Raw genomic sequence first — 25,239 nt, forward strand, 5'->3', positions numbered from 1 at the left:
AATCAACCATGCCGCAGATTATGTTGAGGCATTGCTTCATGCCTGCGGCATGGCTTGTTTTTGGCCTCCTTTCGCTGATGGCGAGCACCGCCGTTGCCGCGTCCAGTGAAGTCAGGGGCCTGACCTTGCTGGCGCGCACCAATATCCCGAATTCCGTGCTCGAACTGGGCAAGGCGGATAGGGAGTGGGTGCAGGACAAGAAGGTGCTGGTGATGGGGGTCGCCTCGCCCAGCTTCATGCCGTTGGAGGTTTTTTCCGGCAATGATTGCTATGAGGGAATCACTGCGGATGCGCTTGGCGCCATAGGCGAGATGCTGGGTGTCGGACTACGTGTGGTTCGCTATCCGGACCGGACGGCGGCGCTGCGTGCGCTCGAACACGGTGCCGTCGATATGGTCGGCAGTGCCAATAACTATGAACTAGCCGGGCACGCGGTGCGCTTGACCCAACGCTATGTTGAAGACACCCCTGTGCTATACGTGCGCAAGGCCGAACGCAGGCGAATGCCACAGGAATTGACCGGCATGCGCATCGCTGTGGCAGAGGACTATCTGCCGCAGGTGCAGATACGCGAGCTGTATCCGGATGCGATCATTGCCAACTACCGCTCACGCGAGCAGGCACTGGCCGCGTTGGCCTTTGGCAGCGCGGATCTGTATCTGGGCGATACGGTATCCAGCAATTACCTGGTCAACCTCAGCTATTTCAACTACGTGCGGACCGTCGCGGTGCCGCGCATTGACACCGGTGGCTTCGCCTTCGCAGTGCGTGAAGATGCGCTGACGTTGGAGCGTGTCATCAACCTTGCGCTTTCCAAACTGCAGCAGACCCACGGTGCGGAGCTGTTGAAACGTTGGTCCGGCGGTGGTGGCATGGTGCCCGTGGCCCGGATTGAGCTGACCGCCGCCGAGCAGCGCTGGATAGCGGAGAACCCGGTTGTGCGCTTTGTCGCAAGCAATGACACCGCGCCGCTCTCCTATTTTGATACCGATGGGCGCTTCAGCGGGCTGAGTGCTGACATCATGCGAGCGATCGCGCAGCGGACGGGGCTGGAATTCGAACCTGTACGTGTATCGCGGCTTGACCAGCAGATGAAGGCGCTGGAGGACGGTAGCGCCGATCTGACCATGCTGGTACCTACATCTTCGCGCGCGCAGAGGTTCAATTTCTCCCGTCCGTTCGTGCAGACTTCGTATGGAATCATCACCCGCGAAGAGCCTGGTAGCCCGGTAACGCTCAGTGACCTTCGCGGCAAGCGAATTGCGTTGCCGATGCAGCATGCGCTCAAAGAGATGCTGGTTCCGGCAACGGACTATCAGTTCATCGATACCGATACCCTTGCAGCAGCCATGGAATTGGTAAAGGACGGCAAGGCAGATGCGACGATTGCATTCTTACCCATGGCGCTGTACTACACCGCCGTTCTGCACGATGAAAAGTTGCGCGTGTCCGACGTTGTGGAGGATACGCCGGCATGGCTGGCCATCGCCACGCGCAAGGACAAGCCGGAGCTTGCCAGCATCATCGACAAGGCGATGCTGCAGATACCGCCCGACGAAGTAGATATTTTCCAGAACCGTTGGCGGCCGCGGCCTGATGCGTCGCCGGCTACGTGGATGGATTTCCGCTCGCTGATCTACAAGATCACCGCTGGTGCGTTGCTGCTCATCCTGGTGTCGCTGATCTGGAACGTGCATATCAGGTCGCAGTATCGCCGCCGGCAAGTGGCCGAGGACGCGCTCGGCGAGCAGCTGAACTTCATGCGCTCGTTGATCAATGGCACGCCGCACCCGATTTACGTGCGCGATGAGCAGGGGCGGCTGGTCACCTGCAATACCAACTATCTGGACATGCTTTCCGTCACCGAAAAGAAGGTGCTTGGCAAGACCTCGATGGAAGGCGCGAAGATGGATCCGCGTGAGGCGCAGAGCTTCCACGACGACTATCTGTGGGTGATGGCCAACGGCAAGCCGTTGGAGGTCGACCGGACCCTGCATCTGCCTGGTCGGGTGCTGAGCATCTATCATTGGATCTATCCGTATTTTGACTCGCAGGGCGTCGCCAAGGGCGTGGTCTGCGGCTGGATCGATGTCAGCGATCGGCTCCATCTGATGGAGGAGCTACGGCGTGCGCTCAACGCCGCAGATCAGTCGAGCCGGGCAAAGACGACCTTCCTGGCGACGATGAGCCACGAGATCCGCACGCCGATGAGTGCCATCATCGGGATGCTTGAACTTGCCCAGAAACATGCCGATCAGGGGCGTCTTGATAAGTCGGCCATCGCAGTTGCCTATGATTCGGCACATGGCTTGCTTGAGCTTATCGGCGACATCCTGGATGTGGTGCGCATTGAGTCGGGTCACGTCAGCCTCAGTCCCAAGCGAGCCAATCTGCGCGAAATGACCGAGTCGGTTGCGCGTGTGTTCAATGGTCTTGCCCGCCAGAAGACCCTGCACCTGAGGTTGGAACTGGATTCGGGCGTGGATTGCGACGTCTCGATAGATCCAATGCGCTTCAAGCAGGTGCTGTCCAACCTGGTGGGTAATGCCATCAAGTTCACTGATCGCGGCCAGGTCACCATCAGGGTGAGCGCTGTGTCGATGGACGAGGCGAAACTGTGCCTGAAGCTGGAGGTGGCCGATACCGGCATAGGCATCGCTGAGGGTGACATTGCGCGCCTGTTCGATCCGTTCGCGCAGGCCGATCACGGCCATAGCTCGCGCGGGGGTACGGGTTTGGGACTGCCGATCTGCAAGTTCCTGTGCGAGCTGATGGGTGGTGATATCTCCATCCGCAGCACCTTGGGCGAAGGGACGTCGGTGGTATTGAACCTGCCGTTGGAAGTGTTGCCCGCTATCCCCGGTACCGCGGAGGTGCTGCAGACCGTGGATGCCAAGCATCCCAGCATGAAGGTGCTGGTGGTGGATGATCATTCCGCCAACCGTACCTTGCTGACCCAGCAGCTGGCCTTCCTTGGTCAAAGTGTGCGTAGCGCTTCCGATGGGCGCGAAGGCTTGGACTGCTGGCTTGCAGAGGGCGTCGATGTTGTTGTTACCGACTGCAATATGCCGGTGATGAATGGGCATGACATGGCACGGGCCATACGCCGCCATGAGAAGGCCGATGGCCGGGCGCCGTGCGTGATCATCGGCTTTACTGCCAATGCGCAGCCGGAGGAGCGCGCCAAATGCATTGCATCAGGCATGAATGATTGCCTGTTCAAGCCCGTGAGTCTGGGTACCCTGTCCAGTATGTTGGTCACGCTCGGTGAAAAGAACGGTGTTGGCGTGCCGGTGCCACGTCAGGAACAGACACGCGATATCACCGCGGCATTGCGGGAATTGACCGGCGGGGACGCAGCGATGACGCGCAACCTGGTAGCGGAGGCGCACAAGAGTTTCGTGCGTGATCTGACCGAGTTGCAGGCACTGCTACCCGGGTTCGAGCCCCGCGCCATGTCAAATCTGGTGCATAGGATCAATGGAGGTGTGCGCTTGCTGCAGGTGGCTCACTTGATGGATATCTGCGAGCGCGTTGAATTTCTATGCGATCAGCATGAGGTAGAGCTGGACGAGGTGGTTGCCAATGCCCAGTTCATCGCCAGCGAGCTGCCGATGATCATCGCCGTGCTGGCGGCGATGCGCGAGCTCGAAGTGGTCGACTGATCAAGGCACCGCTGCGCTGACCGTGAGGTCAGCTGCGGGCAATGGCAAGGACGCGTTCGGCGATCCTATCCAGCGGCAGTACCTCATCGGCGGCACCCAAACGCACTGCGCTGCCTGGCATGCCCCATACAACCGCACTTGCTTCATCCTGGGCCAAGGTGGCCGCACCGGCCTGTTTCATCTCCAGCAGACCGCGTGCACCGTCTTCGCCCATGCCAGTCAAGATCACCCCGATGGCGTTGGCACCGGCATTCATCGCGACCGAGCGGAACAATACATCGACTGCCGGCTTGTGCAGGTTGACCGGCACGCCGTCGTCCACCCGGCACCGCCAGCGCGCACCGTCGCGTATCACACGCAGATGCTGGCCGCCGGCAGGTAGGTAGGCATGACCAGGCAGGACGGCTTCGCCGTCGCTGGCTTCGCGTACCGACATTGCCGAGTGCCGGTCCAGGCGCTCGGCAAAGGCGGTGCTGAAGCTGGCCGGGAGGTGCTGGGTCATGACAATGGCAGGTGCATCGGCGGGCATCGCTTCCAACACCACGCGCAGGGCCTCGGTGCCACCGGCGGAAGCGCCGATGGCGATCAAGCGGTCGGTGGTGCGGAAGCCGAGGCTGCCGGCGCTGGCCGGGCGCTGTAGCGGCCGACGTGGACCGCCGGCAATTGCCCGCACCCGCGAGCGGGCAGCCATCTTGACCTTGTTGCGGATTTCCTCCGCATACGCATCCAATCCGCGCGCGACGTCGATCTTGGGCTTGGCGACAAAGTCCACCGCGCCCAAGGCCAAGGCTTGCAGGGTGGTGTCTGCGCCGCGCTCGGTCAGTGACGACACCATCACCACCGGTAGCGGGTGCAGACGCATCAGGTTCTCCAGGAAGGCCAGGCCGTCCATGCGCGGCATTTCCACGTCAAGCGTTAGTACGTCCGGGTTGAGCCGTTTGATCTTTTCGCGCGCCAGCAGCGGATCGGCGGCGGTGCCGATGACCTCGATGGCGGGATCGGCGGCCAGTATCTCGGTCAAGATCTGGCGTACCAGGGCCGAGTCGTCGACGATCAGAACACGGCATGGTGCCTGCGGCATCATTCAAACAGCTCCACGCCACCACTGACCGGGGTATGCGACAGGCGGGCGCGGACGGCGGTTTCGGTAGCGACAACTTCGGCATCATGTGCGTGTGGCAAGCGCTGCACTACAACCCGTCCAGTGATCGGGAAGAACCAGATTTTGCGCGGATGAATTCCGCACAGGTCCTCGGCGGCAATCGGAATATGTTCAGCGCGCAGGTACTGGCGCACGAACTCGGCGTTGCGGGTGCCAACCGGGTTGCTCGTGAAACCTTTGAGTACATTGGCGCCGCCGAATACCTTGGCTTCCAGGCGCTTGCGGTGTGCGCCGCGCTTGAGCAGGTCGTTGATCAGCAATTCCATGGCGTAGCTGCCGTAGCGCGCTGGTGCACCGTCGCCCACATTGCCTTCAGGCAGCAGGAAGTGATTCATGCCACCGATGCCGAGAATGGGATCGCGGATGCAGGCTGCCACGCATGAGCCGAGGATTGTGGTCAACGCGGTATCGTCGTCCACCACCAGGTATTGGGTGGGTAGCAGCTTGGCGGCAATCGTCTGGAACCGCGTGTCGCGGTAGCGCATCACCTCATCGGGATGCTGCTGCGGATTTTTCATGCGCCATTCCTGCGGCTGCGGCGGTACAAGGTGCGACCGCAGGGCTGGATCAGGTCGGCAGCATGCAGATAGTTTTCGGAGTGGCCGGTGTAAAGCAGGCTGTCCTCATCCATATGCTGGACAAGCCGCGAGAGGATGCCACGCTGGGTTGGCTTGTCGAAATAGATCATCACGTTGCGGCAGAACAATGCGTCAAACGGACCGCCAACGTCGTAGCGGTTGGACAACAGGTTGAGCGGGCGGAACTCGATCAGGGCGCGCAGGGCGGGTGCCACCCGGCACTTGCCCTCGTTCGGGCCGCTGCCACGCTGGAAATAGCGGCGCTTCATGGCCGGATCCAAGCCGGCGATGCGGTCCATGGCGTAGATGCCCTGGCTGGCAGTGGCCAGCACCTGGGTGTCGACGTCGGTGGCGATGATGCGCACCGGTGGCGTCATCGACGAGAAGGCTTCGCAGGCGGTGATCGCCATGGAGTAGGGCTCCTCACCGGTGGAGGCCGCGCACGACCATAGCTTCAGCGGCGCCTTCGCGGCGCGTGTCTGCAGTTCCTCGCGCAGTTTGTCGAAATGGTGCGGCTCGCGGAAGAACGAAGTGAGGTTGGTAGTCAGGGCATTGGTGAAGGCCTGCCACTCGTCGCCGCCATGCTGTTCCAGCTGATCCAGGTAGTCCTTGAAGGAGTGCAGACCCAGATTGCGCAACCGTCGCGACAGACGCCCATAGACCATGTCGCGTTTGGCTGGGGCCAGCGCGATGCCGGCACGGGCATGGATCAGCTCGCAGACGCGACGGAAGTCACGGTCGTTGAACTCGAAGTCACGCTGGTTGCTGTCGAGATCGATCATGGTGGCGGTCCGCTCAGCTGGCCAGGGCGAGTGCTTGCGGGCGCGTTGCCGCTGCCGGCTGCGCGCTCAGTTGGAATACCGCAACCGCTTGGTCGAGCAGGTTGGCCTGTTCTTCCATCGAACGGGCAGCGGCGGTGGCCTCTTCGACCAGGGCGGCATTCTGTTGGGTGGTCTCGTCCATCTGCATGACGGTCTGGTTGACCTGTTCGATGCCGGCTGACTGCTCCTGCGACGCTGCAGAAATTTCGGCCATGATGTCGGTGACGCGTTGTACCGCGGTAACGATCTCGCCCATGGTAGTGCCGGCCTGCTGTACCAGCTGCGAGCCTTCGTCCACGCGCTCGACCGAGTCCTCGATCAGCGATTTGATCTCTTTGGCCGCGCCCGCCGAGCGCTGGGCAAGGGTGCGGACTTCGGCGGCAACCACCGCAAAACCGCGGCCCTGTTCACCAGCTCGCGCGGCTTCCACTGCGGCGTTCAGCGCAAGGATATTGGTCTGGAACGCAATGCCATCGATCACGCTGATGATGTCGGCGATGCGGCGCGAGGACTGCTGGATCTGGCCCATGGTGGTGACCACTTCTTCCACTACAAGACCACCACGCGACGCTACCCCGGCAGCACCGATGGCGAGCTGGTTGGCCTGGCGGGCGGACTCCGCGTTCTGGCGGACGGTGGAGGTCAGTTCCTCCATTGACGCGGCGGTTTCTTCAAGGTTGGCGGCCTGCATTTCGGTGCGACGCGACAGATCCGCATTGCCGGTAGCGATCTCGCCGGCGGCGAGATTGATGCTGTCCGCCGACTGCTGGATGCCGGAGACAATGCCGGCCAGCTGGCTGACGGTGCTGTTGGCGTCTTCGCGCATGCTGGCGAAGACACCCTGGGCGTCGCCGCTGAGCTTGACGGTGAGGTCGCCCTCCGCAAGCGCCTGCAGTAAACGCGATACCTCGCCGAGGTTGTCGTCGCTGACCTGCATCATGTTGTTCAGCGAGCGCACCATTGCATGGAAGTCGTGCTCGAAGCGGTCTTCATCGCCGCGCTGAGTGAAATCGCCGGCAGCTGCCGCGCTGCCCAGACGTTTGATTTCGCTGTTGATGGCGGCGAGGTTGGTCTTGATTGCGGCCATTGTGTCGGTGATGACACGCTTGTCGCCCGGCAGCAACGGCATGTCCTGGCTGAGATCACCAACCGCATAGCGCTGCGCCAGCGCGATCACCTGCATCTTGACGTCGATGTGGTTGCTGACCAATACGTTGGTTTCTTCCACCATCACCCCGTAGGCGCCGGGGAAGGCGCTGGCGTCGATGCGATAGCGGATCATGCCGGCGTCGTGCTGGCGCGCCATTTCCGCCTGTGCGCCGATCACGGCGCGCAGCTGATCCTGCATGTTTGCCATGCTGCTCAGCAGCTGGCCGGTTTCATCCTTGCTGGGAGCTGCGATGCGGTTGTCCATGCGGCCATTGGCAATGGCGGTGGCCACGGCGGTTGCGCTGCGCAGCGGCAGCACGATGCGATTGCCGATGATCCAGCTCAGGGCCAGGACCAGCAGTACCAGCACGCCGCCGGCTGCCGTCATCACCGCAGTGAACTTCAGCGCCTGGGCCTGCAGGTCGTCCATGTACATGCCGCTGGAAACCACCCAGTTCCACGGTGTGTACATGCCCGCATAGGTGAGTTTGCCGACCATGCCTTCCTTGCCGGGCTTGGCCCAGACGTAAGCGACATAGCCGCCGCCCTTGCGCGCAGCTTCAACCTGGTCGTAGTACAGGCGCACGCCGTCCTGGTCACGGAAGTCCTTCATATCCTTGCCAACCAGGTCGGCGCGGAACGGATGCATCAACAGCACGTAGTTGTTGCTGTAGATGTTGAAATAGTTAACGTCGCCGTCGGAACGCATCTTCTGCAGCGCGGCCATTGCGTACTTCTGAGCATCTTCCAGCGGCATCGCACCGGTTTCCGCTTCCTTGGCGTAATGATCCAGAACGCCGTAGCTCATTTCCACCTGGGCGCGCAGCGCGTCCTTGCGGGTTTCGTACAGGTCCAGATACTGCATGCGCGCCGCTATGACCGACAGAGCGATGACGCCGATGACGATCAGAGCAGTCAGCAGGTTCAGCTTGCGCCTGACCGAAATATTGGAAATGTAGTTGTTCCAGAGCGAAGCGATATTCATCGAATCTGCCGCCAACCTTGCGGTATCGGCGCTGCGTGAGGGGTTACCGGGTTATCGGCCGCAGGGCGCATGAGTTGAGTGGTTTGATGGGGCAGGCCTGATGCGCGACGAGGAGTCGTTCAGATGCGTGCGGTGGTGATGAGGATTGCTGCGTTTCGGCGTTGTGGGAGCGGTGTTAGCCGCGAAGCTAGCAATGCTGGAATAGTCGCCACCTGTGTCATCTGTTGGTGTCTGAGCTTCGCGGCTTACGCCGCTCCCACAAGGGCAAAAAAAAATCCGATGCCAGAGGTCTGGCATCGGATTCCGGGTTGCTCAATGGCTTGGGTGGGCAGCGTTGCCGCCGAGGCCGTTGACGCTATCGCTTAGAACTCCTGCCAGTCCGAATCGGCCATCTCGGCTACTGCGGCCCGGGCGGCGGTACGGCGACGCGGTGCGGGTGCCGGAGCCTGGCTGGCAGGGCGGGGTGCCGGTTCGCGCAAGGGCTTGGGACTGATGGTCTCGATAGCACCATCTTCCAGTTGGAACACGGACACCACGTTTGCCAGGTGGACGGCCTGTTCTTCCATTGACCGGGCGGAGGCGGTGGCTTCTTCCACCAGTGCGGCGTTCTGCTGGGTGGTTTCATCCATCTGCACGATGGTCTGGTTGACCTGCTCGATGCCGGCGGACTGCTCCTGCGAAGCGGCGGAGATCTCGGCCATGATGTCGGTCACGCGCTGTACCGAGGCGACGATCTCACCCATGGTGGTGCCGGCCTTGCGGACCAGCGCCGAGCCATCGGCGACCTTGCCGACCGAGTCGTCGATCAGGCCCTTGATTTCCTTGGCCGCACCGGCCGAACGCTGCGCCAGTGTACGGACTTCCGATGCAACCACGGCAAAGCCGCGGCCCTGTTCGCCGGCACGGGCGGCTTCCACTGCCGCATTCAAGGCCAGGATATTGGTCTGGAAGGCGATGCCGTCGATGACCGAGATGATCTCGGCGATCTTGCGCGAGGACTGCTCGATCTGGGTCATGGTAGTGACTACCTGGCTGACCACGTCTCCGCCCTGCGAGGCAACCGAGGCGGCGCCGATGGCGAGCTGGTTGGCCTGACGCGCCGATTCTGCGTTCTGGCGCACGGTGGAGGTCAATTCCTCCATCGATGCGGCGGTTTCTTCCAGATTGGCGGCCTGCTGCTCGGTACGACGCGACAGGTCGTTGTTGCCGGCAGCGATTTCGGTAGCCGCCGAATTGATCGAGACCGAGGACTGCTTGATGCGGCCAACGATGCCGGTCAGCTGCTCTGCGGTGGCATTGGCGTCGTCACGCATGGTGGCGAACACGCCCTGGTACTCGCCGTGCATGCGTACGGTCAGGTCGCCGCGGGACAGGCCCGACAGCAGGTTGGAGATCTGCTCCAGACTGCTGGCGTTGGCGTCGAGCAGGCCGTTGATCTGGCTGGCCAGCTGCAGGAAGAAGCCGTCCTTGTCGGCTGTGCCGATGCGGCCGCTGAGGTCGCCAGCTGCGGCGGCTTCGATGATGCGCGCCACTTCCTTCTCAACCTGGGCTTCGGTGCTACGGTCGCGCCACTCGACGACATGGCCGACGCGTACATTGTTGTCGTCGCGGATGACCGAGATGGTCTGCGCGAACTCGGCTTCGCCAAAGCGCATTTCGCGCTTGAAGACGCCAGTCCTGTCCAGTGCTTCCAGAACTTTGGCATCTACTTCGCCGCGGTGTTCAAGCACAGTTACCGGCTGGCCGATCAGCGGCTTGCTGGCGTCGAACTGGCTGAGCGCGCCGCTGATCTGCTCTTGATGCTCGTTGAGCTTGTCGAGCAGGGCGCGGTTGGCGTAAACGATCTCCAGATCGTTGTTGGTCAGGAACACGCCGGTCGACGAGTAATCCAGTGCGGTACGGATGCGCAGATTCTCGTTGGCGATGACCTGATCGCGTTCGATGCGTTCACGCAGGTCGCGCTGCATGCGCTGCATGGCACGCAACAGGTCGCCGACCTCGTCGGCGCGGGACAGGTCGATGGTGCCGTCCAACTTGCCGCTCGCAACTTCATTGGCCACATCCACGGCGCCACGCATTGCGTTGACCAGTGAGCGGGCGAACAACCAGATCAGTGCCAGGCCGGCAGCGCCGCCGACCAGCACGGCGATGATGATCAGCAGGGCCGACGCGCGATAGGTTTCCGCAGCTTGTTTGGCGGCCGCCTGGGCGCGGGTATTGTCGCTTGCGGCAAGTGCCTGCAGGGCTGCATAAGCCTTGCGGTGCAGGTTGCGGGTTTCGCCAACGAAGGTATCGATGGCGTCATCCGGCAGGTCCAGCGCCAGCATTTCGCTGACTGCGTCGTAGGAAGCTGCCGTCTTGCCCCAGTCGGCGACAAATGTGTCGAAGAGCTTCTTCTGTTCCGGGCTGTCGATCAGCTTCGGATACGCGGCGATGGTGGTATCAATCTGCATGCGCAGCTCAGTTGCGCGTGATTTCGCGTCGGCTTTTACGTCATCGCTGGCGCGGATCAAACTCTGATAGGACGCGTTGCGGTACTCGCTGACCATGCCACTCAACTCACCGGTGGTGCGGAGGCTGGGGGTACGTTTCTCAGCGAGGTCGGTGGTGGCGTTGTTCAGTGAGTGCAGGCCGCGATACGCGACGATGCCCTGCAACAACATGACGAACAGCACGACGCCGAAAGTCAGCATCAGCTTCGGCTTCAGTTTCAGCGAGTTGATCCACTGCATCTTGCGCGATCTCCGGGAACAGGCCCCGCCATGTCATAGGCGCGGGGTGGCACGCCGGCTGAGCCGGCGTGACGAAAGGCGGATTACTTGATGTTTGCCAGCTTCAGGTTGGCCGGCGATGCCACTTCGATTTCGGCGCGCGATGCGTCGCGCTGGATCTTGCCGATCACGCAGACGGTCTTGCCTTCCAGGGTTTCCAGCGGGAAGCCGAACTTGCTGCGGTTGCTGCCGGCGATACGCGCCGAGAAGGTGTGGCGCGGGAACATGCCGCCCATGTGCAGGAAGGTCGGCTGGCCTTCGGAGCCTTCGGCGTAGCGGGCTTTTTCGACCTTGCCGCAGACCATGCCGTCCTTGCCAGCGAAACGCGCGGCGCTTTCCGGCGGGATCATCTCGGCATCGGCAACTGCGTCGAACGCGACGGTCGCCAGTACGGTGGCAGCAAACAGCGGAAGTACATGCTTGTACATCGGAAACTCCGGGATGGGAAAGTAGGGCCGGTCGGGGAGGACAGGCATGCAATGGCTATCGGCCAGTAGAAGCGGCGCTTGAATTGCATGCATGAAACTGTGATCGACTTTGCGAAATTGCCGCTCAGGCCGCTTCTTCGGTGACACTCGGCTGACCGAGGTCGGCGGTGTCGAGCAGGGTTTCAATATCCAGCAGGATCAGCATGCGATCGTCCTGGGTGCCGATGCCGGAAATGAAGCGGGTATCGACCGCAGCGCCGAACTCCGGGGTCGGGCGGATCTGCTCGGCGTTGAGCGGAATCACGTCGGAGACGCTGTCCACGACGATGCCGACAACGCGGTCTTCGACGTTGAGCACGATCATCACGGTGAAGGCGTCATAGCGGGCCTCGTCCAGGCGCAGCTTCAGGCGTAGGTCGATGACCGGCACGATGGTGCCGCGCAGGTTGATGACACCCTTGATGTAGTCCGGTGCGTCCGGCACGCGGGTGACCGCATCGTAGCCGCGGATTTCCTGCACCTTGAGGATATCCACGCCGTAGTGCTCGTTGCCGAGGGTGAAGCTGAGGTACTCGCCACCGGTGGTGTCGGTGGACGTGCTGCGGGAGTCATTCATGGCGGATCCTGGTCCTGGCGGGCTGCCGTGGCGATGCGGCTGATGCACCGGTATCGGCGTTGCGACGGGGGACTTTAGGAGGCCGGCAGGGAAAGCTCGGGTGCGATTGGGTGTTGAGTTGGAAATGTGCGCGCCATCATATTTGAAGCTGCCATTTTTCCGTCATTTCGTGGCGCGAGGCAGCGCTATTGGGTGCTGGGTGATACGGGTAGTGATGTTGGCTGGCGAAGCTTGGCTTTGGGAGTGGGGTTGGGCTGGGCCTTCGGTTTCAGCCGTTGCTGTTAAGCCGTCATTTCCGCGCAAGCGAGCGTATGGCGACCAGGAGCGAAGCCTGGAAGCCGAAGCAAGAACCGGAACCGGAACAGGAACCGAGAGTGATTCCCGCCTGCGCGGGAATGACGGCTCAACAGCAGTAGCCCAAGTCAAAGCTGGGTGCCCGAAAGGGCTTCCGCCTCAATCGCCGTTGCTACGCGCCTTGCGTAAACGATCAATGCGGAAGATATAGCGCTGGATGCTGTTGTCCGCGCCGCGCGGCAGGTCGTCGAAGCGCAGGCCGATGCGGGTCATCTCCGTGCCATTGGGTTGCTTCTGCTGACGCAGGTTGCAGACCACCAGCGGGGTTGAGATTGGAGCGCTTTCAGGGATCTCCAGCACGCACCTGTAGCGGCTCTGCAGCTTGAGCAGGTTCTGGTCGGGCGGTAGCAGCAGCGCCATACCGCCTGCGCTGATGTCCAATACTCGCCAGCGGCTGGCTTCACCACCGTCCGGGTCGGGCAGCACGCAGTAAGGCGAATCACCGACCGGGGTTTCAAGTCGGTAGAACTCGCGCCGTTGCAGGTGATAGACCTCCTCGGGCAGCGGAATCTCGAAGGCAACGTGGCCGTCACGGTCGATGCGGCGCTGGCCTTCCAGCTGGAAGCGGACCGTGACCTTGTCGACCTGGCCAAAGCACAGCAGGTTGCTGGCGGTCTCTACCGTGCGATTGATCGAGGGCACCGGGCTGGCATCCAGCACCAGCCCATGCATGTCCACGTCCAGCACCGCCGATGGGAAGGCCTGGTCGCGGCCATCCGGGTGCACGTTGATCATCGAGCGCTGATCAATCATGGCCTGCAGCAGGTGCCGCACCTGGTGCGCGTTGCGCACCATGTATCGGTCGTCGGCATACAGGTTGCCGGCGTGCGGGGAGGGCGTCGGTGCGGGCGATTCTTGGTCGGGCATGGACACGGTTGCGATGAGGTCGAAGATCAGCGCAGCGCAGGTGAAGGCGCTACAAACTGTGATAACGGCCGCCTTTTTAACATCTTTAGTTGAATAGTTACGAGTGTCCGTATTCAGCGGGAGATTTGCCGACAGGTTGGGGAGTGGGTACATCCAGCTATCGGCGGCAAGGCCGGAAGTAATGGAAATGAAGGTTCCGGCAGCTTGACGGCAGCTGAACATCCCATTTCATCTTTGAGAGAAGTGTGTGAATTATCGATGATGTGTGATTTTCATCACGGTTTTGGGCATTCCGATCCGTGAGGATCTGCAACTTCTTCCACCGCAGTACCCTCAAAAGAAGGGAACAGCAGATGAGCAGGGAAGCAGCAGATCAGTTCGATCAGTTGGGTGCGCTCTACGAGGACATGGCAACGTGGCCCTTCCGCAAGTACATCGAGACGCCAAGCGTGTTTGCTGCGTTGGGCGGGTTGGAAGGCTTGGATGTTCTGGAGTTCGGCTGCGGTAGCGGCTACTACTCACGGTTGCTGAAGCGTGCCGGTGCACGCAAGGTGGTGGGCTACGATCTCGCCGAAGGAATGCTCGACTACGCACGACGTTGCGCACAGCGCGATGGCTTGGACATCAATTTCCGCTCCACATTGGATGACGTCAGCCAGGCTGCGTTCGATGTGGTGTTGGCGGTCTACGTGCTGCCGTATGCAACGACGCTGGCCGAGCTCGATCAGATGGCGGCGCAGATGATGGCACCGCTGCGCGCTGGAGGGCGATTGATTGCCCTGCCTATCCATCCGCATTACGCGCCAGCGCCCAGTTACTACGAAGGCTGCGGTTTCACGTTGACGCCTGATGACAGTGCGCAGCCGTATCACGAAGGTGGGCGCCTGCGCCTGGATCTGCGCTATCGCCAGTACGACGCCAGCGTGCATGCCTGGTACTGGTCGCAACAGGCGATTGAGGCGGCATTACGCAAGGCCGGCGCGGACTCGATCCAATGGTCCAACCCCACACTTGCTGCAAAGCACGACTTGTCAGAAGTGCCGCTGGCACTGCAGGCGTATGTGGATGAGCCACACGCAGCAATCATCGAGTGTCGCAAGCGCTAGCTGCGATCGCCGATAGGTAGTCTTTCCCGGCGACGGCGGAGTCGCCGTCAATGAACCATCTTTTCGTTCCTGCCCCGGCTTGATACCCCGGGTGCTAGGCGATCCTGAGGGTCAGGCAATGTCCATTGAAGTGGAGGTCCGGCTTTCCATCGATGCGGTGGATGAGGCCGAGTACCGTGAGTTCCATCAGGCAAGTCAGGCGTCTTTTTTTTACGATTGGCGCTTCCTGTGCGCGGCGGAGCGTTCGCCTTTGCTGGCGATAAAAGGTGCGTTCTATCTATTGGCGCGTGCCGAAGGGCGTTTGGTCGGGTTCCTGCCCGCCTACCTGCAAACCGTGCAGACGGTTGACCCGTTCGGGTTGCTGGCACGGACTGCCGGAATCGAAAGCGACCGCGGGCAGACCGGGTTGTTCAGTCATGTCATGCATTGTTTCGACAGCGAAGTCATCGCTGTGCCTGGAGCCGCCGTTGAGCAGGGGCTGGTGGGTGCTTTGAAAGCGTTGGCCATCTCTGTGGACGCGCAATACGTTGGGGTCCTGAACGTGGCGCGCGACCAGGCCCGGCAACAGTTGGCGGAACAGGGCCTGGAAGTGCGCTATCTGGTCGACAGATACTTCATGGACATGACCCGCTTCGATGGTTTCGACGCAGTGGTGAAAGCCCTGCCCAAGGATGGTCGCTACGAGATGACCCGGCAGCTGCGCAAGTTCGCGGCTGCCGATGCGGAGATCAAGTTCCTGGCTCCGCCGTTCGACCAACGCCTGGAGCAGCTGACCGAACTGTGCCAGCAGACCACCGCGCGCAACGGAACCCCGCAATATTTCCCTGCACAGGCGCTGGCGCGATTCGTACGGACCTGCGACGGATTGGTGCGGCTGGTGATGATTGAAGACAAGGGTGTGGTGGTGGGCGGACTCATCTGCTTCGTTGATGGCCCTCTGATGTGCATCTGGTCGGCGGGTATGCGCTACGACCTGACGGAATACAGTCCCTACACCATCAGTTTCGCGTATGCCTACGAATGGGCACTGGCTGCTGGTGTACGCACCATCGAAGCCGGGCGCTTGAACGCGCGGATCAAGACCCGATTGGGGCTGCTGCCCCTGCCGTTGTATTCGGCGACCAGCACCGTGGCCGCTTGACCCCGATCTATCTGGCCTATCCAAGGGAACTGACATGGACCCGCTGCACCCGAAGATTCTTCCCGACGACTTCCGTGCCTTCTCGCAAACGCTGGAGGGCAAGGTCAGGTCGCGCCATCATGCCGAGTACGCCAGCTGGTACTACAGCACCGCATGGAACAAGCGTGATTTTGAACGGTATCCTGAATACATCGTGCGTGCTGCGTCCATCGACGATGTAATCAAAAGCATCGACTTTGCGCGCCCGCATAGATTGCGAGTGGCAATGAAAGGCTCCGGGCATAGTTATGCAGGCAGCTTCTTTCATCGCGGCGGTCTGTTGCTGGACCTGTCGTTGCTGAACGCGATTGAGGTTCATGCGGAGCAGCAGATGGTGACGGTTGGGCCTGGCGTGACCAGTGCCCAGCTATCGCACGCCTTGGCCCCACACGGGCTGGCGTTCCCCACGGGCCACGGAGGAAAAGTTGGACTTGCCGGTTTCCTGCTCGGTGGCGGACTGGGCATCAACTGTGATGCCTGGGGCGGGATGAGTACTTTCAACATCCGTGCTTTGGATGTGGTGACCGCCGATGGCCAGCTGCTGCACGTCAGCGAGACCGAGAATCCAGAGCTGCTGTGGGCGGCACGCGGTGGCGGCCCTTGCCTGTTCTTCGTGGTGGTTCGTTTCCATCTGAAAGTCTGGCCTGCACCGAAAGCGATGCTGTCACGTGGCTACCCGGTGGACGCAGCAAACCTCAAGCATCTGTTGATGGCGCTGGGCGGGCGTAGCGACGACCCTCGGGTGCAGATCATGCTGGTACTTGGCGGGGCTGAGGGCGTGCCCGTCGGATTGAGTGCCAGCGTGTTCTGCGACGACAGTACCCAGGCCGTGGCGTTGCATGAAGCACTGCGCGCGGACATTGATCCGTGGGTAGGCGAGTTCGCCGAACAGGTGTTGGATAGCTTCGATCCGATCTATCGACAGACCGAGCAAGCCATGGTCAGCAAGCGCTACCGGGCCGACAACATCATGACCGACGCGATAGAAAAGGCGGCCGATGCGTTGCTGTCCGGAATGCAGGCGCGCCCGTCGCCGGCCACGTTCTCCCTGGTGATTGTGCGGCCAGAGCATGCGTTCTGCGACGCGGCGTACTCGTTGCGTGGGCGCTTATCGGTCTCAACCTACGCGCAATGGAATGACGAGGATGAGGATGAGCTCAATCGGGATTGGCTGCACAGTGTCTACGACCAGCTGGCAACGGTGGCAACGGGTAGCTACATCAACGAGTTCGATCTTGAGTCTCGTTCGGACGAGGTTGCCAGCTGCTATTCCGCCGATATCTGGCGACGACTACAGCAGCTGCGCCTGCGCTATGACGCGAAAGGTGTTTTTCCGGGCGTGTCGGTGTTGGGCGCGGATGTGGTGGAGCGCGAGCACGTAGGTGGTTAGGGTTTTAACCCCTGTCTCGCTTACGCCAGCGGGCGCTGAGCGGGGGTTTGGGTGAGGGCGGCCTTTCGCTGGTGAGGCCCCTGCCGAGCATGGCTCGGCACTACGCTTCAGCCCCTCTCCCGCAAGCGGGAGAGGGGTTGGGGTGAGGGGAGGCTCTTGCTCGGGGGCAGCCAGCAGGATGAAGAAAACCCCGTCGCCAACATCGTCAACTTAAAATTCCTGCCAATCGTCCGTACTGGCGACCGGCGCGCGACTGGTCGACTTCGGGATGGCCCGCAATGCCGGACGACCACGCGGCGGTGCAGCTCCCGGGCTGGCAGCGACTTTCGCCAGCGACGCACTTACCGAGCCTGCCAGGCGGAATTGCGCCACCGCATCAGTGAGCTGATGTGCCTGGTCTTCCATCGAGCGTGCGGCGGCGGTGGCTTCTTCCACCAATGCCGCGTTCTGCTGGGTGGTCTCATCCATCTGCATGACGGTCTGATTGACCTGGTCGATGCCGGTGGACTGCTCCTGCGAGGCAGAGGAGATGTCGGCCATGATGGTGGTGACGCGCTGTACCGAGGCAACGATCTCGTCCATGGTGTTGCCGGCGTTGCGTACCAGTTGCGAACCTTCGGCGACCTTGTCGACCGAGTTGTCGATCAAGCCTTTGATCTCCTTGGCTGCCGCCGCCGAGCGCTGCGCCAGCGTGCGCACTTCCGATGCCACCACCGCAAAGCCGCGGCCCTGATCACCGGCGCGTGCCGCTTCCACCGCAGCATTGAGCGCCAGGATGTTGGTCTGGAAGGCGATGCCGTCGATGACGCTGATGATGTCGGCGATCTTCTTGGACGAGGCCTCGATCGCGCTCATCGTAGTCACCACTTGCCCGACCACGTTGCCGCCCTGCGCGGCAACCTCGGCCGCACCACGTGCCAGCTGATTGGCCTGGCGTGCGTGCTCGGCATTCTGGCGCACGGTGGAGGTCAGCTCCTCCATGGATGCGGCCGTTTCTTCCAGATTGGCCGCCTGCTGCTCGGTCCGCCGCGACAGATCATCGTTGCCGGTGGCGATTTCGCTGGCCGACAAGCTAATGCTGCCGCTGGCCGATTGGATGCGCGAGACGATGCCGGTCAACTGCTCGATGGTGGCATTGCCATCATCACGCATGCGCGCGAATACTCCGTGGAAATCGCCTTCCATACGCTGGGTCAGATCACCCTGGGCAACCGCCTGCAGCAGCCGAGAGAGGTGGCCGAGATTGTCCTCGGTGGTTTCCATCAGCGAATTGACGCCACCGACCATGTCGCGGAAGTCGTGCTCGAACTGATCGGCATTGCCACGCTGGCTGAAGTCACCGGCCGCGGCCGCATGGGCCAGGCGCTTGATCTCGGTGTTGATTGCCGAAAGGCTGGCCTTGGTGCTGTCCATGGCCTGGGTGATGGCGGCCTTTTCGCCTGGCAGACGGTCCATGTCCACCGACAGATCACCGCGGGCGTAGTGGCGCATGACTTCAACCACGCGCATCTTGACCCCGATGTGCTGGGCAACCAGGGTATTGACCTCGCGCACCATCCGCCCGTATTCGCCGGGGAAGCGGGATTCGTCGATGCGGAAGCTGATCGCGCCCTGGTCGTGCTCTCGCGCCATCTCGATCTGCGCGCCGATCACGGTTTTGAGCTGGTTCTGTACGCGCTGCATCGAGGCGAGCAGTGCGCCAACTTCGTCCTTGCGGCTGCTGTCCAGGATGCTGTCCAAGCGTCCGTTGGCGACATCGTCGGCAGCGCGCACGGCATCGTTCACCGGACGTACGATGGCACGCACGATAACCACGCCAAAGACAACAGACAGCAAGCCCAGCAGCAGCATGCAGACGATGATTGCGGTGGTGCTGCGGGTCTGCGCGGCGTTGGCCTCGGCCACTTCCTTGTCCAGTACCGAGGCGACGTGAGCGCTGAGTTTCTCAACGGCATCAAACAGGTCGCGTCGGCTGATACGTGATTGATCGTTGGAGATGTTCTGGGCCAGCTCGAACTGACCTTCGGTGATCGCCTTCTCCATCAATGCGTGGGCATTGAAGTAAGCGTCCAGGGTTTTGCTCAACTCAGCGTACAAACCCTGCTGGGTGGCGTCGGCGGGCAGCACTTCATATTGCTTGCGGTGCTCGGCCAGCTTCTGCCGTTGTTCGACGATGCGCTGGTTGTACTCTGCTACATAGGCTGGTTCGTTCAGATGTGAGAGCTGCGACAACTCGGCGATGCGGATTTCAGCCAGGTCCGCACGCATCTGCTCCAGGTACTGGACGGCGGGCATGTAGCGGGTGCTGACCTGGTCGAGCTGGGCAGTGGCCTGATGCAGACGTTGCACGGCAAAGCCGCCCATGGCGAGGGTGGTCAGGGTGGTCAGGGTGAAAGCAACTGCGAGTTTTCTGGCGATGCTGAGGTTGCGAAAGAACTCCATCTCTGACTCTCCGGATCGACTGCAGATTTGGGGCGCTGCGCAGGGGTCCTGTTGAACCCTGGATCACACAGTGCTGTGTCCACGCCGCAAGCCTATGCGGGCGTTGTCATAGCCGATAACGGCGTTTTCTGAGTTCGCTGTAGGGGACTAACTGTCTGGAATTCTGAAGAATTCAGCACAATTGTTCACGCAAATATCACGTCACTTAGCAGTTCAAAGACATCAATAGAATTCAGTGACGGGTCCTGCGGATGGAATGTGTGGCCATTCACGATTTCACACTATTTCACGAGCTCTCTTACGATCAGTCGGGAAGCACCGTTGGAATCCGCGACCTCGTCCGACGAACTCACGGAAACAAAAAAGCCCCCGGCACAGCGCGCCGGGGGCTTGTAAGGACGACAGACAGGTCAGAATTCCTGCCAATCTCCATCATCCATTTTCAGTGCGGCCTGTCCGCTACGTGCGCTGGCGGCGACTGTGCGCAGGCGTTGTTGCGGGCGCGGTGAGGCCGAGGTGAAAGCGGTGACAGCGGTGACCGATGGCTTGCTTGGCAGTTTGTTGGTGTTGTCCGTAGCGGTGCGGAACACTGCCACGGCTTCGGCCAACTGGTTGGCCTGATCTTCCATCGAGCGTGCAGCTGCAGTGGCTTCTTCCACCAGCGCGGCATTCTGCTGGGTGGTTTCATCCATCTGCATGACGGTCTGGTTGACCTGGTCGATACCGGCGCTCTGTTCCTGCGAGGCTGCCGAGATCTCAGCCATGATGTCGGTCACGCGTTGCACCGAGGTGACGATTTCGTCCATGGTGGTGCCAGCTTGCCGCACCAGTGCAGAGCCTTCGCCGACCTTGCCGACTGAATCGTCGATCAGGCCCTTGATCTCCTTGGCCGCAGCGGCCGAGCGCTGGGCGAGGGTGCGTACTTCCGAGGCGACCACGGCGAAACCGCGGCCCTGTTCGCCGGCTCGTGCCGCTTCCACGGCGGCGTTGAGCGCCAGGATATTGGTCTGGAAGGCGATGCCATCGATCACGCTGATGATGTCGGCGATCTTCTTCGACGAGGCTTCGATCGCGCTCATCGTGGTGACCACCTGACCAACCACGTTGCCGCCCTGGCTGGCCACACCATGTGCACCTATCGCCAGCTGGTTGGCCTGACGGGCGTGCTCGGCGTTCTGGCGCACGGTGGAGGTCAGCTCCTCCATCGAGGCGGCGGTTTCTTCCAGGTTGGCGGCTTGCTGCTCGGTACGACGCGACAGGTCGCTGTTGCCGGTGGCGATTTCGCTCGCGGCCAGGTTGATGCTGGAGGCCGCGTGCTGGATACGACCGATGATATCGGTCAGCTGACCAACGGTAGCATTGGCGTCGTCACGCATATTGGCGAACACGCCGTGGAAGTCACCCTGCATCTTCGCGGTAAGGTCGCCGCGGGCGATGGCCTGCAGCAGCTGCGACAGCTCGGAGAGATTGCCATCGGTGGTTTCCATCAGCTGGTTGAGGCTGCTGACCATGTCGCGGAAATCATGCTGGTAGGCGTTGGCATCGCCGCGCACCGAGAAGTCACCCAGGGCGGCCGCACCGGCCAGACGCTTGATCTCGCTGTTGATCGCCGACAGGCTGGCCTTGACCGCATCCACTGTCTCGGTGATGACGGCCTTCTCGCCGGGCAGGCGTTCAATGTCGACCGACAGATCGCCGTTGGCATAGCGCTTGATGATCTCCAGTGCGGACAGCAGCATCTGGATGTGTGAAGCGACCAGCGTGTTGCTCTCCTTGACCATCACCCCGTAGTCGCCGGGGAACGCGGCCTCGTCCATGCGGTAGCTGATCATTCCGGTTTCGTGCTGGCGGGCCATCTCACGCTGTGCGCCGATCACCGATTGCAGCTGCGCCTGCATCCGCTGCATGGACAGCAGTAGCATGCCGACTTCGTCGCGGCGCGAGGCATCGATACGGCGGTCCAGCTTGCCAGCGGCGACGTCGTCGGCCACGCGAATGGCATCGGCAAGCGGCAGCATGATCGCGCGGATGATTGCCCAGCCCAGTGCGGTTGCCAGCAGCAAGGCCAGGCCCAGGCCGATCACGATGGCAATCAACGAACGCTGGTGCGCACTGCGCGATTCTGCCGTCTGCTTGGTCAGCTGGTTCTGGTTGTACTGCGACATCTGCTTGAGCTGGTCGAACAGGGCACGTCGCAGCTTGCGTGAGTCGCCGCTGGAGATGGCGTTCGCGGTGACGAAGTCATCAGCTGCGATGGCGGCAGCGATGCGGTCGTGCGCCTCGAAGTAGCCAGCGCGCAGCTCCTTCATCTTCTCGTACAGGGCCAGTTCGCTGGCGCTGTAACCGGCTTCGATATCGTCGTAAGCCTTCTCCGCCGCTTCGATCAGCTTGCGCGTGTCGGCCAAGCGCTTGTCGTAGTCGGCCAACTGCTCGGGGTTGCCCTGATAGTTGAGCTGGGCCTGCTCGAAGGTACGATACTCGCCGAGCTGCGCGCGCATTTCGCCAAGCTGCTGTACCGCCGGCATCCAATTGTTGTTGACCTGCTGTATCTGGGTGTCGGCCACGTTCATCCGCCACAGTGCGAACAACGCAAGCAACAGGGTGAGCAGGCTGGTGCTGCAGAACGCAAGCACCAGCTTTCGCGTGATCGACAGATTCTGGAACCACTTCATTGCAGACATCTCCGTAGACAGGCATTGGGGGTGACCCACAGGTCCGGCGCTCCTGGGGTATGTCGTGCGTGCTGCAGGCCGCGACGGAGGCCCAGGCTGGTTGACAACCTGATTGCATTGCGATGCGGTATCGGCACGTCTGCGGTGTTCTTGAAGGCGTTCTGCGGCTGTGATTCAGCCGCCCCGCAGCGGCCGACGGATCAACGGTCAGTGCCGCTTCCTGCAGGACTGGCTGCACAGCAAAACGCCGCACGCCCAATTGCTGGGAGTGCGGCGTCAGATGCTTGTTACCGCGTGATCAGGCGGCTTGCTGGGTACGCAATGAACGCACCAAACCACCAATATCGACGATCAACGCAACCCGGCCATCGCCGAGGATGGTGGCGCCGGAGACGCCGCTGATACGGCGGTAGTTGTTTTCGATGTTTTTGACGACAACCTGCTGCTGGCCGATCAGCTCATCCACTTCCAGCGCGATCTTCTGGCCATCACCTTCGACCACGACCACCAGGGGCTCGGCCTGTGGATTGTGGGGATAGCCGTAGTACTGGCCCAACGACAGGATTGGCAAGTATTCGCCACGAACGCGCAACACGCGGCCTTCGCCGGCCATGCTGCGGATGTCATCGGGCTGCGGCTGCAGTGCTTCCAGTACATAGGCCAATGGCAGGATCAGGGTTTCGCCGGCAACCGAGACGGTCATGCCATCGAGGATGGCCAGCGTCAGCGGCAGCCGGATCAGTACGCGGGTGCCGGCACCAGTACGGCTTTCCAGCTGAACTTCGCCACCCAGTGCCTGGATGTTGCGACGGACCACGTCCATGCCGACACCACGCCCCGACAGGTCGGTGACAGCGTCGGCGGTAGAGAAGCCGGGCTGGAAGATCAGATCCCAGACCTGTGCGTCGGTGGGGTTGTCCGGCACGCTCAAGCCGCGTTCCAGCGCCTTGGCCAGGATCTTGTCGCGGTTCAGGCCGCGGCCGTCGTCGCTGACTTCAATGACGATGTGGCCGCCTTGATGCGACGCAGCCAGGGTGATCGTGCCGGTCTCGTCCTTGCCGGCGTCGCGGCGCACGTCCGGCATTTCCAGACCGTGGTCGATGGAGTTGCGGACCAGATGCACCAGCGGATCGGCAATCTTTTCGATCAGGCCCTTGTCCAGCTCGGTGCCTTCGCCGATGGTGCGCAGGCGCACCTGCTTGCCCAGACGGCTGGAGAGGTCGCGGACCAGGCGTGGGAAGCGCCGGAACACAGCGTCGACCGGCAACATCCGCACGCCGATGACGGCCTCCTGCAGGTCGCGGGTATTACGTTCAAGCAGATCAAGGCCTGCCAGCAGCTGCTCGGCGTGAGCCGGATCCAGCCCGCCGGACACCTGCTTGAGCATGGCTTGGGTGATGACCAGTTCGCCGACCAGGTTGATCAGCGCATCGACCTTGTCGACGCTGACCCGGATCGAGCTTTCAGCCTCATGCTGTTGCCCGCTGGTCGGCGCCTTGACCGCAGCCTCGGCAATGTTGGCAACGACAGCGGGTGGTGCTTCGACGGCCAGGCTCGGTGGCGCGGCTGGACGGATATCCAGTTCGCAGTCATCAACCACCCAGGCAAAGGTGTCTTCGATCCGGCTGCGCGGCACCTTGCCTACAAGGCCCAGATCCCAGGCCAGATAGGCTTCCAGCGGATCGAGCTGATCGAAACTGGGCAGGCGCGCCATGCGTGGTTCGACGTGCAGTGAACCCAGGGTTTCCAGTTCGCGGATGATGCGCAATGGATCGTTGCCGCTCATGAACAGCGACGGTGCCGGGGCAAAGCCAATCTGCCAGGCGTCTGGGGTTTCTTCCTGTTTCACGGTAGCAACGGCGACCGGTGCGTCACCGGCCAGCACGGCCTGCAGACGATCGGTTATCGCCTTCACCGCTGCCGGGTCGGCCGGCTGACCGTGTTCGACTTCGCGCAGCAAGGCGCGCAGTACGTCCACCGAGCCCAGCATCGCGTCAACGGCGTTGCTTTCGAGTACGCGCTTGCCGGCACGCAGCTCATCGAGCAGGGTTTCCAGCACATGGGTCAGCGCGGCGACGGCGTCAAAACCAAAGGTGCCGGCGCCGCCCTTGATCGAATGCGCGGCACGGAACACCGAGTTGATGACTTCGGGGTCGTGTTGGCCGTCTTCCAGCGCCAACAGGCCGGCCTCCATTGCATCCAGCCCTTCGCGGCTTTCTTCGAAGAAGGTGGCGTGGAAACGTTGCAGGTCCATGCTCATTGGCGCGGTATCCGATCGGTGGGGCAGGTGGGCTGATCAGCCCAGGACTTTCTGTACGGTGGCAACCAGCTGTTCTGGATTGAACGGCTTGACCAGCCAACCGGTAGCGCCGGCGGCCTTGCCTTCGGATTTCTTGTCGGCTGCCGACTCGGTGGTCAGCATCAGCATCGGCGTGAATTTGTAGTCCGGCAGCTGGCGCAGTTCGCGGATCAGCGAGATGCCATCCATGTTCGGCATGTTGACGTCGGTGACCACGGCGTTGAAACGCTGGCCCTTGGCCCTGCCCAGGGCGACCGCGCCGTCCTCGGCTTCTTCAACCGAAAAGCCGGCCGAGGTGAGGGCGAAAGAGACCATCTGGCGCATTGACGCCGAGTCGTCCACCACCAAGATTCGTGCGCTCATGCAGCGTTCTCCACAGATTTCGTTGTGTCAGGGGTTGCTTCCAGACCCAGGGTCCGGAGGACACCGAGCAGGCGCGCGGCATCACGGAAGGTATCGGTAGCGTTGTCAAAGACGGTGCCGTTGCCTGCTTGCTGGCGGGCCAGCACAAAGGCGCACAGTACCTGCATCGCAGCGGTGTGCACGCGGCCCACCTGGCTGGCATCCACGCGCAACTCGCCCGCTTGCGGCAGGTGGGTTGCCAGGTGTTGTTTCAACTCGCTGGTGGACTCGATCCCGAGATCCTGCGACAGGGCCACAGTGCTCATCGTTGCTCCGAACAAACGTTACTGGGAGAGATAGCGGCGATATGCCAGCGATCTTTAGCGCCGCGATGCGCTGCAGCAGATAGTGT

Annotated in this window: 17 protein-coding genes; 4 read left to right on the top strand and 13 right to left on the bottom strand. The window is 61.8% G+C overall.

Annotated elements, in window-relative coordinates; all coding sequences use genetic code 11:
* Positions 1 to 77 precede the first annotated feature (77 nt).
* Complete coding sequence (locus tag ACVOMB_RS08710) at positions 78 to 3,665, top strand: transporter substrate-binding domain-containing protein (RefSeq protein WP_481530800.1); 3,588 nt, start codon at positions 78 to 80, stop codon at positions 3,663 to 3,665.
* Positions 3,666 to 3,693: 28 nt separating this feature from the next.
* On the opposite strand, the gene ACVOMB_RS08715 is transcribed toward ACVOMB_RS08710, so the two are convergent.
* From ACVOMB_RS08715 to ACVOMB_RS08750, 8 genes are all read right to left on the bottom strand, one after another.
* Positions 3,694 to 4,749 (bottom strand): protein-glutamate methylesterase/protein-glutamine glutaminase, encoded by a 1,056-nt coding sequence (locus tag ACVOMB_RS08715; RefSeq protein ID WP_481530801.1) that lies wholly within the window; start codon positions 4,747 to 4,749, stop codon positions 3,694 to 3,696.
* Positions 4,746 to 5,345 (bottom strand): chemoreceptor glutamine deamidase CheD, encoded by a 600-nt coding sequence (cheD, locus tag ACVOMB_RS08720; RefSeq protein ID WP_481530802.1) that lies wholly within the window; start codon positions 5,343 to 5,345, stop codon positions 4,746 to 4,748. Before cheD ends, ACVOMB_RS08715 begins: the two co-directional genes overlap by 4 nt.
* A complete protein-coding gene (locus ACVOMB_RS08725) occupies positions 5,342 to 6,187 on the bottom strand; it encodes a CheR family methyltransferase (protein ID WP_481530803.1) in 846 nt (281 codons plus the stop codon). The genes cheD and ACVOMB_RS08725 overlap by 4 nt, the downstream gene beginning before the upstream one ends.
* Positions 6,188 to 6,200: 13 nt before the next feature.
* A complete protein-coding gene (locus ACVOMB_RS08730) occupies positions 6,201 to 8,360 on the bottom strand; it encodes a methyl-accepting chemotaxis protein (protein ID WP_481530804.1) in 2,160 nt (719 codons plus the stop codon).
* Positions 8,361 to 8,722: 362 nt separating this feature from the next.
* Positions 8,723 to 11,092, bottom strand: a complete 2,370-nt coding sequence (locus ACVOMB_RS08735; RefSeq protein ID WP_481530805.1) for a methyl-accepting chemotaxis protein — start codon at positions 11,090 to 11,092, stop codon at positions 8,723 to 8,725.
* Between the two features lie 83 nt (positions 11,093 to 11,175).
* A complete protein-coding gene (locus ACVOMB_RS08740; protein WP_481530806.1) occupies positions 11,176 to 11,559 on the bottom strand; it encodes a hypothetical protein in 384 nt (127 codons plus the stop codon).
* Between the two features lie 124 nt (positions 11,560 to 11,683).
* A complete protein-coding gene (locus tag ACVOMB_RS08745) occupies positions 11,684 to 12,175 on the bottom strand; it encodes a chemotaxis protein CheW (RefSeq protein WP_481530807.1) in 492 nt (163 codons plus the stop codon).
* Positions 12,176 to 12,628: 453 nt separating this feature from the next.
* Entirely contained in the window at positions 12,629 to 13,396 is a 768-nt protein-coding gene (locus ACVOMB_RS08750; RefSeq protein ID WP_481530808.1) for a flagellar brake protein, read from the bottom strand.
* Positions 13,397 to 13,749: 353 nt separating this feature from the next.
* Here ACVOMB_RS08750 and ACVOMB_RS08755 point away from each other — a divergent pair, with 353 nt between their 5' ends.
* From ACVOMB_RS08755 to ACVOMB_RS08765, 3 genes are all read left to right on the top strand, one after another.
* Positions 13,750 to 14,502, top strand: a complete 753-nt coding sequence (locus tag ACVOMB_RS08755; protein ID WP_481530809.1) for a class I SAM-dependent methyltransferase — start codon at positions 13,750 to 13,752, stop codon at positions 14,500 to 14,502.
* A 118-nt stretch (positions 14,503 to 14,620) separates the two neighbouring features.
* A complete protein-coding gene (locus ACVOMB_RS08760) occupies positions 14,621 to 15,643 on the top strand; it encodes a GNAT family N-acetyltransferase (protein WP_481530810.1) in 1,023 nt (340 codons plus the stop codon).
* A 34-nt stretch (positions 15,644 to 15,677) separates the two neighbouring features.
* The gene (locus ACVOMB_RS08765) at positions 15,678 to 17,072 is read left to right on the top strand and encodes an FAD-binding oxidoreductase (protein WP_481530811.1); all 1,395 of its coding nucleotides are present in this window, start codon (positions 15,678 to 15,680) and stop codon (positions 17,070 to 17,072) included.
* A 210-nt stretch (positions 17,073 to 17,282) separates the two neighbouring features.
* Here ACVOMB_RS08765 and ACVOMB_RS08770 read toward each other — a convergent pair whose 3' ends face one another.
* From ACVOMB_RS08770 to ACVOMB_RS08790, 5 genes are all read right to left on the bottom strand, one after another.
* On the bottom strand, positions 17,283 to 19,514 hold the full coding sequence (locus ACVOMB_RS08770) for a methyl-accepting chemotaxis protein (RefSeq protein WP_481530812.1): 2,232 nt from the start codon (positions 19,512 to 19,514) through the stop codon (positions 17,283 to 17,285).
* Between the two features lie 410 nt (positions 19,515 to 19,924).
* The gene (locus ACVOMB_RS08775; protein ID WP_481530813.1) at positions 19,925 to 22,186 is read right to left on the bottom strand and encodes a methyl-accepting chemotaxis protein; all 2,262 of its coding nucleotides are present in this window, start codon (positions 22,184 to 22,186) and stop codon (positions 19,925 to 19,927) included.
* A 298-nt stretch (positions 22,187 to 22,484) separates the two neighbouring features.
* Entirely contained in the window at positions 22,485 to 24,446 is a 1,962-nt protein-coding gene (locus ACVOMB_RS08780; RefSeq protein ID WP_481530814.1) for a chemotaxis protein CheA, read from the bottom strand.
* Between the two features lie 36 nt (positions 24,447 to 24,482).
* Positions 24,483 to 24,848 carry a response regulator gene (locus ACVOMB_RS08785; protein WP_038688521.1) on the bottom strand — a complete coding sequence of 122 codons (366 nt, stop codon included), beginning with the start codon at positions 24,846 to 24,848 and terminating at the stop codon, positions 24,483 to 24,485.
* Entirely contained in the window at positions 24,845 to 25,153 is a 309-nt protein-coding gene (locus tag ACVOMB_RS08790) for an STAS domain-containing protein (RefSeq protein ID WP_481530815.1), read from the bottom strand. The genes ACVOMB_RS08785 and ACVOMB_RS08790 overlap by 4 nt, the downstream gene beginning before the upstream one ends.
* Between the last annotated feature and the right edge of the window lie 86 nt (positions 25,154 to 25,239).

It is taken from the genome of Stenotrophomonas sp. STEN018, from assembly GCF_056760235.1.

Excerpts from the sequence above, each read along its gene's own strand:
- ACVOMB_RS08710 (WP_481530800.1), top strand. The coding sequence starts at position 78 with ATGGCGAGCACCGCCGTTGCCGCGTCCAGTGAAGTCAGGGGCCTGACC.
- ACVOMB_RS08715 (WP_481530801.1), bottom strand. The coding sequence starts at position 4,749 with ATGATGCCGCAGGCACCATGCCGTGTTCTGATCGTCGACGACTCGGCC.
- cheD (WP_481530802.1), bottom strand. The coding sequence starts at position 5,345 with ATGAAAAATCCGCAGCAGCATCCCGATGAGGTGATGCGCTACCGCGAC.
- ACVOMB_RS08725 (WP_481530803.1), bottom strand. The coding sequence starts at position 6,187 with ATGATCGATCTCGACAGCAACCAGCGTGACTTCGAGTTCAACGACCGT.
- ACVOMB_RS08730 (WP_481530804.1), bottom strand. The coding sequence starts at position 8,360 with ATGAATATCGCTTCGCTCTGGAACAACTACATTTCCAATATTTCGGTC.
- ACVOMB_RS08735 (WP_481530805.1), bottom strand. The coding sequence starts at position 11,092 with ATGCAGTGGATCAACTCGCTGAAACTGAAGCCGAAGCTGATGCTGACT.
- ACVOMB_RS08740 (WP_481530806.1), bottom strand. The coding sequence starts at position 11,559 with ATGTACAAGCATGTACTTCCGCTGTTTGCTGCCACCGTACTGGCGACC.
- ACVOMB_RS08745 (WP_481530807.1), bottom strand. The coding sequence starts at position 12,175 with ATGAATGACTCCCGCAGCACGTCCACCGACACCACCGGTGGCGAGTAC.
- ACVOMB_RS08750 (WP_481530808.1), bottom strand. The coding sequence starts at position 13,396 with ATGCCCGACCAAGAATCGCCCGCACCGACGCCCTCCCCGCACGCCGGC.
- ACVOMB_RS08755 (WP_481530809.1), top strand. The coding sequence starts at position 13,750 with ATGAGCAGGGAAGCAGCAGATCAGTTCGATCAGTTGGGTGCGCTCTAC.
- ACVOMB_RS08760 (WP_481530810.1), top strand. The coding sequence starts at position 14,621 with ATGTCCATTGAAGTGGAGGTCCGGCTTTCCATCGATGCGGTGGATGAG.
- ACVOMB_RS08765 (WP_481530811.1), top strand. The coding sequence starts at position 15,678 with ATGGACCCGCTGCACCCGAAGATTCTTCCCGACGACTTCCGTGCCTTC.
- ACVOMB_RS08770 (WP_481530812.1), bottom strand. The coding sequence starts at position 19,514 with ATGGAGTTCTTTCGCAACCTCAGCATCGCCAGAAAACTCGCAGTTGCT.
- ACVOMB_RS08775 (WP_481530813.1), bottom strand. The coding sequence starts at position 22,186 with ATGAAGTGGTTCCAGAATCTGTCGATCACGCGAAAGCTGGTGCTTGCG.
- ACVOMB_RS08780 (WP_481530814.1), bottom strand. The coding sequence starts at position 24,446 with ATGAGCATGGACCTGCAACGTTTCCACGCCACCTTCTTCGAAGAAAGC.
- ACVOMB_RS08785 (WP_038688521.1), bottom strand. The coding sequence starts at position 24,848 with ATGAGCGCACGAATCTTGGTGGTGGACGACTCGGCGTCAATGCGCCAG.
- ACVOMB_RS08790 (WP_481530815.1), bottom strand. The coding sequence starts at position 25,153 with ATGAGCACTGTGGCCCTGTCGCAGGATCTCGGGATCGAGTCCACCAGC.